This is a genomic window from Caballeronia sp., from assembly GCF_049581465.1.
Taxonomy (GTDB): domain Bacteria; phylum Pseudomonadota; class Gammaproteobacteria; order Burkholderiales; family Burkholderiaceae; genus Caballeronia.
In genome coordinates this window covers 1-8757 of record NZ_JBAUSA010000785.1, presented here as the reverse complement: position 1 = coordinate 8757, position 8757 = coordinate 1, and the positions used below count along the sequence as shown (strand labels likewise).

General features: G+C 57.9%; 9 protein-coding genes. 4 read left to right on the top strand and 5 right to left on the bottom strand.

The genetic code is table 11. The annotated features are described in order from the left end of the window. Positions 1-1285, bottom strand: a 1285-nt coding sequence (gspD, locus tag WCA53_RS19335) for a type II secretion system secretin GspD (RefSeq protein WP_423914267.1), incomplete at its 3' end; no start/stop codon positions are given. Positions 1286-1881: 596 nt separating this feature from the next. On the opposite strand from gspD, the gene WCA53_RS19330 reads away from it, so the two are divergent. After that, positions 1882-2328 carry a lytic transglycosylase domain-containing protein gene (locus tag WCA53_RS19330; RefSeq protein ID WP_423914269.1) on the top strand — a complete coding sequence of 149 codons (447 nt, stop codon included), beginning with the start codon at positions 1882-1884 and terminating at the stop codon, positions 2326-2328. Positions 2329-3334: 1006 nt separating this feature from the next. Here the strand turns inward: WCA53_RS19330 and WCA53_RS19325 are convergent. Continuing rightward, positions 3335-4105 carry a ferredoxin--NADP reductase gene (locus WCA53_RS19325; protein WP_423914263.1) on the bottom strand — a complete coding sequence of 257 codons (771 nt, stop codon included), beginning with the start codon at positions 4103-4105 and terminating at the stop codon, positions 3335-3337. Between the two features lie 430 nt (positions 4106-4535). Further along, positions 4536-5579 carry an L-glyceraldehyde 3-phosphate reductase gene (gene mgrA / locus WCA53_RS19320; protein ID WP_423914258.1) on the bottom strand — a complete coding sequence of 348 codons (1044 nt, stop codon included), beginning with the start codon at positions 5577-5579 and terminating at the stop codon, positions 4536-4538. 243 nt (positions 5580-5822) lie between these two features. On the opposite strand from mgrA, the gene WCA53_RS19315 reads away from it, so the two are divergent. After that, positions 5823-6671 (top strand): mechanosensitive ion channel family protein, encoded by an 849-nt coding sequence (locus tag WCA53_RS19315; protein ID WP_423914254.1) that lies wholly within the window; start codon positions 5823-5825, stop codon positions 6669-6671. Between the two features lie 30 nt (positions 6672-6701). Then, complete coding sequence (locus WCA53_RS19310) at positions 6702-6908, top strand: DUF3185 family protein (RefSeq protein WP_423914251.1); 207 nt, start codon at positions 6702-6704, stop codon at positions 6906-6908. Between the two features lie 7 nt (positions 6909-6915). Here WCA53_RS19310 and WCA53_RS19305 read toward each other — a convergent pair whose 3' ends face one another. Further along, positions 6916-7680 (bottom strand): phytanoyl-CoA dioxygenase family protein, encoded by a 765-nt coding sequence (locus WCA53_RS19305; RefSeq protein ID WP_423914248.1) that lies wholly within the window; start codon positions 7678-7680, stop codon positions 6916-6918. A 388-nt stretch (positions 7681-8068) separates the two neighbouring features. Here WCA53_RS19305 and WCA53_RS19300 point away from each other — a divergent pair, with 388 nt between their 5' ends. Beyond that, entirely contained in the window at positions 8069-8428 is a 360-nt protein-coding gene (locus WCA53_RS19300; protein ID WP_423914245.1) for a hypothetical protein, read from the top strand. A gap of 128 nt (positions 8429-8556) precedes the next feature. Here WCA53_RS19300 and WCA53_RS19295 read toward each other — a convergent pair. Further along, on the bottom strand, positions 8557-8757 hold a 201-nt coding region (locus WCA53_RS19295; RefSeq protein WP_423914240.1), incomplete at its 5' end, for a methionine adenosyltransferase domain-containing protein.

The following is an 8757-nucleotide window of genomic DNA, read 5'->3' as shown; positions in this document are numbered from 1 at the left end:
ATTGAATACCGAGATTCGCACCCGTCGTCGCAGACAATTCCACGATCAGCGCTTCGATATAAACCTGCGAACGACGCGCGTCGAGTTGGTCGATCACCGCGCGCAAGTTCCGATACACCGGGTCCGACGCGGTGATGATCAGCGAATTGGTGGCGGTATCGGCCTGGATCGTACTGTTGCCCCCTTGATCCCCGCCGCTTTCGTCGTTGTTGTTGGTGAAACTCTTGTCTGCGCTCTGGCCGCCTCCCCCCATCGGATTGCTGCTTGAGGCCGAACTGCTGCCGCCGAGTCCGCCCGGCAAAGGCGGCGTGCCGCTGGTTCCCGTCGATAACCCGCCGCCACCGCTCGGGCCAAACGAGCTTGAACTGCCGGACGAAGAACTCGATGACGTCGATGATGAAGTTTCGCCGCCCTTGCCCAACATCGCGCGCAAGGTCTTCGCGAGGCGCGAGGCATCGGCGTTGCGCAGCGTCACGACGTGCATGTTGCCCGGCTGCGAAGTTGCGGCGTCGAGCGAATGCGCAATTTGCTTTGCCGCTTCGAGCCGCGAGCCGCTGGACGCCCGTAGCAACAGCGAGTTCGTGCGCGGATCAGCGGTGACCGTGACCTTCAGCGTCGCATCCGTGCTGCCGATTGCGCCTGGATCGAGTAGCTTGGTCATCTGCTCGGCGACATCCAGCGCGTTCGAGTTCTTCAGCGCGACGACCGCGACCTGGCGGCCTGCGTTGGTATCGATTCCCGCGATGATGCTTGCGATACGGCGAACGTTGTCGGCGTAATCAGTGACGATCAGCGAGTTGTTCGCCGGATAGGCCGCGATCGTATTGTTCGGCGAGATCAGCGGGCGTAGGACCGGCAACAGGTTATTGGCCGACTCGTTATGGAGCTCGAACACTTGCGTGATGACCTGGTCGCCTTTCGCCGTTGGCGCGTTGCCGACGTACGTTGGAACGCCTTGCAGCTTGGCATCGGCTTCGGGAACGACTTTCAGCACGCCGTGGTCCTGCACGAGCGCGAAGCCCTGCATTCTCAGTGCGGCCTGCAGCGTCTTCAAAGCCTGGTCCTCCGGCACCGGATTCTCCGATACAAGATTCAGTTGCCCCTTGACCCGCGGGTCGACGATGATCGTCTTGCCGGTCGCAGCGCCGATCGCCTTCGCCACCTGATCGATATCGGCATTGACGAAGTTCAACGTTACCTGTGCGTGTGCGAGTTGCGTGGTGACGAGTCCTGCCACCAGCAAAGCCGTCGCGATGCGACGCAATGCCAAACGTTTTCTTCTCATGGAGTCTGATGTCTGGACCGTGGACAGGGTCGCTGCAAACTAGCTACGATGTCGACGTCATGTTGCGACGTGTTACCGACCTGTAAGCTTACAAACAACCTGTCCAGGCCGATGCCGGGGGAATGCCGCATGCCAAAAACGTAAACGATAGCAGCTTTTTGAGTCGCTTTTGTCAGAACAATGCCGCGTTGTCATCATGATCCGTAACCTGATGAATCACTCAGGCATTCTGAATTTCTGCCGACAATACGAGATGGGGTCTCCGCAGCGCGCGAGCAGAAATGTGATTTTTCGAGCGCTTCGCTTGAACAGGTGATGCCTTTACGCCGCAGGCGACTATAAAGTCAGGACGCCGTCATTTGGGACGGCAGGAATCCGTTAATTTGGCGTTACACACCTTGCCTATGTCGGATGGCTGGATTCGAAACCCCATAGGGTGTCGGTATGATACGGGCGGTTCCGCGCGCTGGATGCGCAATGAGGGACCGGGTTTTCCCGCGTTGCGCCAGCGCCGCGGGATGAGTGCGTGAATCGGCATATGGTTAATTTTATGTAGGAACGCCGCGCATGCAGCAGATCAGATGGTGCTCGATATGATGAAATTGTTTTTGCGGGTCTTTGTGGCAGCGTTTGGCGCCTTGTTGGCCGCCGCGCCTGCGCACGCCGATTGTTTCGACGAAGCGGCGAAATATCAAAAAGTGAATCCGCTGATCCTGCGCGCCATTGCGTGGCAGGAGTCGCACAATCAGCCGGACGCGCTAAACAAGAACGCCAATGGGTCGATCGATTACGGTTTGATGCAGATCAACTCCATTCATCTTGGTGTGCTGGCGCAGTATGGGATCTCCACCACGACCTTGATGCAGCCGTGCAAGTCGGTGTACATCGCTGCGTGGCATTTGCGCCAGAAGATGAACAAGTATGGCAACACGTGGCAGGCCGTGGGCGCCTATCATTCGGAGACGCCGGCGCTACGCGATTCGTACTCGCGTCAGATTATTAATATCCTCAGTAAGTGGAAGCTGCTAACAGCGGCCCGATAGTCGTTCTCTGCGTTCTCTCGGGGTTTGTTTAGCGGTGCGATGGGTTTTGGGTTCTGCTTGCCGTGGTTGGGGGGAAGGTTTGGGGGGTGCCTGCTGGCGGCGAGTTTGGGGCTAGGGTGGAGGGGGTCCTGTTCGCGGAGAGTGTGGGGCTAGGGTTGAGTCCTTCTACTTACGTGGTCGTTCTGCTTAAGTCGGATTTTCTTGCTTATTACTGTTAGCCCTGTCCGGGGCGGGACTTCATTTCTTTGCAAACGCGCAAAGAAACGAAGCAAAGAAACGCGTTTTAAACCGCCAATTTTTAAGTGTCGCCATCGTTCATTTCAGGCTTTCGGCACGAACATAGCGCGGCCCTCACTGATCAACCCGCAGTCGAACACCCACCCCAAGTGCCAACCGCCCGCACACGCTCCGCCCCGACGGCCCGACGTCGGTGACTATCCATGTTCTCGCGTCATCAAATCCTGCAGTCCTAACTCATCTTTCACGATGCCGCGTCGCACAACCCTAACCGGTCAAACCCAAGTGCTCGGCTCTCGACAGTAACGTATGGGCACTAGCCCTTTCGCTTCGGTTAGCGTTGGGGTTATTGCTAGTGTTTCTGCTAGTGTTATTACGCGTGTCATTGCAGGCGGAATGGATTAGAACTGTTGAGGCGAAGCGTGTGTGCGCCGCTAGTGCTTGGGGTGGGTGTTCGACTGCCGGTGAAATATTTGGGGCTGCGCTACGTTCGTGCCAAAAACCTGAAATGAGCAACGACGACACTGAGGTATTCGCGGTTTGAACGCGTTTCTTTGCTTCGTTTCTTTGCGCGTTTGCAATGAAATGAAGTCCCGCCCCGGATAGGGGCTAACAGTAATAAGCAAGAAAATCCGACTTAAGCAGAACGACCACGCTGGCAGGAGGACTCAACGCTCTCCCCACACTCGCCGCGAGCAGCACCCCTTCCGCCCTAACCCCACACTCGCCGCAAGCAGCACACCCCCACCCCAAGCGAGCCCCAGCCGAGCTACCCCACGAAGGCCTTCTCAACCACGTAATGCCCCGGATGATTATTACTTCCTTCCTGGAAGCCCATATCATCGAGCAATTGGCGCGTATCCCTCAGCATGTGCGGGCTGCCGCAAAGCATCACGCGATCGTTCTCTACCGAAAACGGCGCAACATCAAGATCCGCAAAGAGCTTCTTGGTCTCAATCAGGTCCGTAATCCGGCCGCGATTGGCAAACTCCTCGCGCGTGACCGTCGGGTAATAAACCAGCTTTTCCTGGATCAGCTCGCCAAGGTGCTCGTGCGCCGGCAGGTGCTCGGTGATGAAATCCTTGTACGCAAGTTCATCGACGAAACGGCAGGTATGCGTCAGCACGATCTTGTCGAAGCGATCATAAACGTCCGGATCCTTGATGATCGACATGAACGGAGCCAGCCCCGTTCCCGTCGACAACAACCACAACGTCTTGCCCGGCAACAAATTGTCAGCCACCAGCGTTCCCACCGGCTTCTTCCCGATCAATACCTGGTCACCTACCTTCAAGTGCTGCAGCCGCGACGTGAGCGGACCGTCCTGCACCTTGATGCTCAGAAATTCGAGATGCTCTTCGTAATTGGCGCTCGCCAAACTGTAGGCGCGAAGCAGCGGCTTGTTGTCCACTTCAAGACCGACCATGGTGAACTGGCCGTTTTCGAAACGAAACGCGGCGTCGCGCGTGCAGGTAAAGCTGAACAGCGAATCGGTCCAGTGATGGACGCTTAAGACGGTCTGCGGATTAAGGTTGCTCATGGCTTCATGGATAGTGCGGAATCAGGGCGCCGCCGTGGTGAATCACAGAAGCCGTAGACCAATGAACCAGTCCGGCAACGGCACCAGCAAGGCGCGACGAAGGGTAGTGCGTGACGCGAAATCGCCGGCGATCGAGCGATGACGGCCCGTATTCCCCGGCCGCCGCTGAACGCAAATATCGCGCGCAGCCTGCTATTTTAACAAAACACACGATTTATGGCTTCGAGACGCGATTTTGTCGCGCTGAACCCCGATTTCATCAAGAACGACGCGTTTTTCTCACGGCTTGGATAAGTCCGCGTGGGAAACGCGCACACGCAAGGCCGAACCGCAGCGCATCCGTGGAAACCCCATGATAGCAAGGCCCTGCGCGCCGCCGGGCAAAGGCCCTGCTGGCCTATCCCCGGCGACGCATCCGTTACACGAGCAATCAGACGCGCTGATCCGTCGACGGCTTCTCCCACAAGTTAATACCGCCTTCCTTCGCGTGCTGGTCGATCTCGGCGAGTTCTTCCTTCGAAAACGCCAGGTTCTTCAACGCGCCGACGTTCTCCGTCACCTGCTCCGGCCGGCTTGCGCCGATCAGCACGGAAGTCACGCGATCGCCGCGCAGCGCCCATGCCAACGCCATCTGCGCGAGGCTCTGGCCGCGACGCTGCGCCATATCGTTGAGCTTGCGCACGTGATCAAGGTTCGTCTCGTTCAAATGCTCTTTCTTCATCGACCCACCGCCCGGCTTGTTGATCCGTGCGTCGCCGGGAACGCCGTTCAGGTACTTGGCCGTCAACAATCCCTGCGCCAGGGGAGTGAACGCAATGCTGCCGACGCCGATGTCCTCGAGGGTATCGAGCAGGTCCTCTTCAACCCACCGGTTCAGCATGTTGTAAGACGGCTGATGGATCAATAGCGGCACTTTGTGCTCGGCGAGCAACTTCGCCATCTCGCGCGTACTGGCCGATGAATATGACGATATTCCGACATACAGCGCCTTGCCGGAATGCACCGCGGTCGCGAGCGCGCCGGCTGTTTCTTCGAGCGGCGTATCGGCATCGAAACGATGCGAATAGAAAATATCCACATAGTCGAGGCCCATGCGTTGCAGGCTCTGATCCAGCGACGCCAGCACGTATTTGCGCGACCCGCCGCCCTGACCGTACGGGCCTGGCCACATGTCCCAACCCGCCTTCGACGAAATCAGCAGTTCATCTCGATACGGCTTGAAATCATCTTTGAACAAGCGGCCAAAGTTCGTCTCGGCGCTGCCATACGGGGGCCCGTAGTTGTTGGCCAAGTCGAAGTGCGTAATGCCGAGATCGAATGCGGTGCGCAGGATGTCGCGTTGCGTGGAGATCGGCGTGGTGTCGCCGAAGTTGTGCCAAAGACCCAGCGATAAAGCCGGGAGCTTGAGGCCGCTCTTTCCGCATGTGCGGTACGCCATTTCTGAGTAGCGTTCGGAAGCTGCTTCGTAAGCCATGACAAATTCCTTGATCGGTGAAAGAAATGATGGCGCGGGTCGTGTCTCCTCGCGCGCCGGACCCGACATGGTAGCGAATCGCGACGCCGCGCGCCGGGCGCACCCTCTGATTGCAAAAAGCGTCCCGATATTCGGGATTGGGTCGCTCACGCGCTGAAAGCTGGCCGATCGGACAGCGTGGGGAACGATCGCGCGATACAGCGGCCCAAACCTCACTATTCAATGATGAGTGGATTTAGATTTATGGACCCGTTGGACAAACTAAAGCCCGCGTACGACTTCCTGCTCACAGCCGGCTTGACTTACGGTTTCGACATACTGATGGCCGTGCTGATCCTGATCGTCGGATGGTGGGTGTCGAATCGCGTGGCGAGTACCGTGAAGCGTGCGCTGCGCCGCACTAACGCCGACGCCACCTTCACGCCCGTCATGGCAAGCCTGGTGCAATGGGCGATCAGGGTTGTCGCGATCGTCGCGGCACTCGGCAAGTTCGGCGTCGCCGCCGCCAGCATTCTCACCGTGCTCGGCGCGGCGGGATTGGCGATCGGCCTTGCACTGCAAGGCACTTTGCAGAATATCGCGGCGGGAATGATGCTTTTGCTGCTGCGACCGTTCAAGGTTGGCGACTATATTGAAGGCATCGGCGCCACCGCCGGCACGGTCAATGAGATCGGCCTCTTTACCACGCGTCTTACCAAGAGTGATGGCGTGATCATGTTCGTGCCAAACAGCGCAATTTGGGCAAATCCCGTGACCAATTTCAGCGCGAACGATCGCCGCCGCGTAGTGCTGAACGTCATCATTCCAGAAGATCAGAGTATCGAGGAGTCGCTGGCCTCGTTGCGTCGGATAGTGGCAAGCGATCCACGCATCATCAACGACGACAACACGAAACCGTGGGTTGCCGTGTCCGACTACGCCGACACTGGCGTGAAGCTGAACGTAGGCGTGTGGACCAACCGCGCCGACTACGCGAGCTTGCAAGCCGACCTGCTGCGCCTGATCAAGCCTGGACTGAAGCTGGACGCAAAGCCGGATGCAAAACCCGACGCGGCGCAACCCGCGCTGGACGCACGCGGCCAGCCCTCGTAAGCTTGCGTTCCGCAAACTGATGAGATTTTCATGACCAAGGCCATTTCCATTGCACTGATCGTGGGGGGCGTCCTGTTGCTCTACTTTGGCGGGCAGTCGTATCACTCCCTGAGCAACGACGTTTCGCGCTTTTTCACCGGATCGCCAACCAACAAGACGATATGGCTGATCGCCGGCGGCATGGTCGCCATGCTCGCCGGGCTGATCGGCTTGGCAATTCCGGGCAGGCGCCGCTAAGCGTCCTTCAGGTCAGCGGCACGTCTTCCTTCGACGCCGATCGCGTCCCCGGCAACGGCGGATTGCTCGCCCCGCGATAGGTGTAGACCAGCGAGAATTTCACTTCGTCGGTGAGATTCTTGCCTGCTGAGTGCAGCGTGTTGCAGTGGAAAAACACCACGTCGCCGGCCTTCAATTCCGGGGACACCGCGCTGCGAATCAGCGCTTCGTTCTCGGGAATATCGGCGCGAAAGAACTTGGCGCTGTCGAAGCGATCGGACGTGAAGGTGAGCTTGTGCGACATGGGCACGAACCACAGGCCGCCGTTTTCGACCGTCTCGGCCCCTAGCGCGATCCATGCGGAAACGAGGTCGTCCCGCTGGAAGTTCCAGTAGCGCACGTCGCGATGCCAGCCTGTGAGGCTGCCGTACGCTGGATGCTTCGTCATCACGCAGTTGTGATGCGCGCGGGACAGGACCGGCTGCTCGCCGAAGTAGATTTCCATCCAGCCGCGAACGTCGGGCGATTTTGCCCAATCGGCAAACAACGCGTCACGGGCGTATGCATCCAGCAGGCGGCGCACGGTATGCCCCCCAGGCGCCGATTTGGAATCTGGAGCGCCCGGATACTGCAAGTCCGCTTCGAATTCGACCGGCATCGCTGCGTCAATCAACTGCTGACGCGCAACGTCGCGCATCTCTTCGCAGCGCTCCGGCGCCACAAGCCCAGGCACCACGACATAACCGTGCTCGCGCAACGCACGTACTTGTTCCAGTTTTGACTCAATGGGCATATCGACTCACAGTAAAGCGCCTTTCCGGTCAGCGCGCCCGCGCTCGTCGCACGAAACGAGAGACCCGCTAATTAGGGCGAATACATCGATTGTAAGTCTCAGCAGCGATCCAGCGCATTCGGCTGACCCGCAAATGTTGCCGACACATATTGCAACAATCGAAAACCATGGGGGATTTACCGACTTCCCCGAGTAACAATTTTTCGATATTCTGCTAGGGCATTGAATATGGGTATCGGTAATTATTCTTAATAAAATTGATGTCGAATAGACCCCCGCTTCATATTTTGCGACTTTTCAACCATTTTTAGCATCGAAGTGTTGAAGGGTTTTTTTTAAACGACTACCGTTGGGTTGCCGCGTTTGCAAACCCCCGATTCCGAGATCCATGAATATCAGATTCGTCAATCGCCTTACCCGTGCCGCCGTCCGTGCGGCACGTCCCGCTGGTCGCGGCGTCGTTCGCGCGTTGCGTCATCACTCGACCCGTACGCAGGTGCTGGCGGGAGAATTTAATAATATCCACCCGGTCGATGAAATTCGTTCCTGGTTTCACGGATTTTTTTCTAATCTCCGATTAAGGGCGGCTTCGCGACAGGCGCGATTTAAAGCTTTATTGCGCAAGCCGATGCAATTACGCGCGCCGGTCGCCAAAATTAAACCCGCTCCCGGTGAGGTCAATACGTCGAGCCGACGTCCGCGGCGCCTTTCGACCAGCGACGGATGGTTTGGGTTCTCCAGCCGTTGACTCGATTGTTTCAAATTGTTTCGTGATGGTTAAACCGGCTTTCGCCGGTTTTTTTATCGCCCAAAGAAAAAGCTAGTCGGGCGCAACGCCCGACGAGCTTTTCGACCCGCCAATACCAGCAGAAACGCTTAAGCCGTTTCGACAACCGGTTCGAGGCCGGCTGCTTCAGCCAGCAACATCGCTTTATCGGTCGCTTCCCACGTGAACTCCGGCTCTTCACGGCCAAAGTGACCATACGCCGCCGACTTTTCGTAGATCGGGCGCAGCAGGTCGAGCATCTGGATAATGCCCTTCGGACGCAGGTCGAAATGCTCGAGCACGAGCTCCTG

Coding starts and splice junctions, on each gene's coding strand:
- WCA53_RS19315 (WP_423914254.1), top strand. CDS start 5,823: ATGGACCCGTTGGACAAACTAAAGCCCGCGTACGACTTCCTGCTCACA.
- mgrA (WP_423914258.1), bottom strand. CDS start 5,579: ATGGCTTACGAAGCAGCTTCCGAACGCTACTCAGAAATGGCGTACCGC.
- WCA53_RS19310 (WP_423914251.1), top strand. CDS start 6,702: ATGACCAAGGCCATTTCCATTGCACTGATCGTGGGGGGCGTCCTGTTG.
- WCA53_RS19305 (WP_423914248.1), bottom strand. CDS start 7,680: ATGCCCATTGAGTCAAAACTGGAACAAGTACGTGCGTTGCGCGAGCAC.
- WCA53_RS19300 (WP_423914245.1), top strand. CDS start 8,069: ATGAATATCAGATTCGTCAATCGCCTTACCCGTGCCGCCGTCCGTGCG.
- WCA53_RS19330 (WP_423914269.1), top strand. CDS start 1,882: ATGAAATTGTTTTTGCGGGTCTTTGTGGCAGCGTTTGGCGCCTTGTTG.
- WCA53_RS19325 (WP_423914263.1), bottom strand. CDS start 4,105: ATGAGCAACCTTAATCCGCAGACCGTCTTAAGCGTCCATCACTGGACC.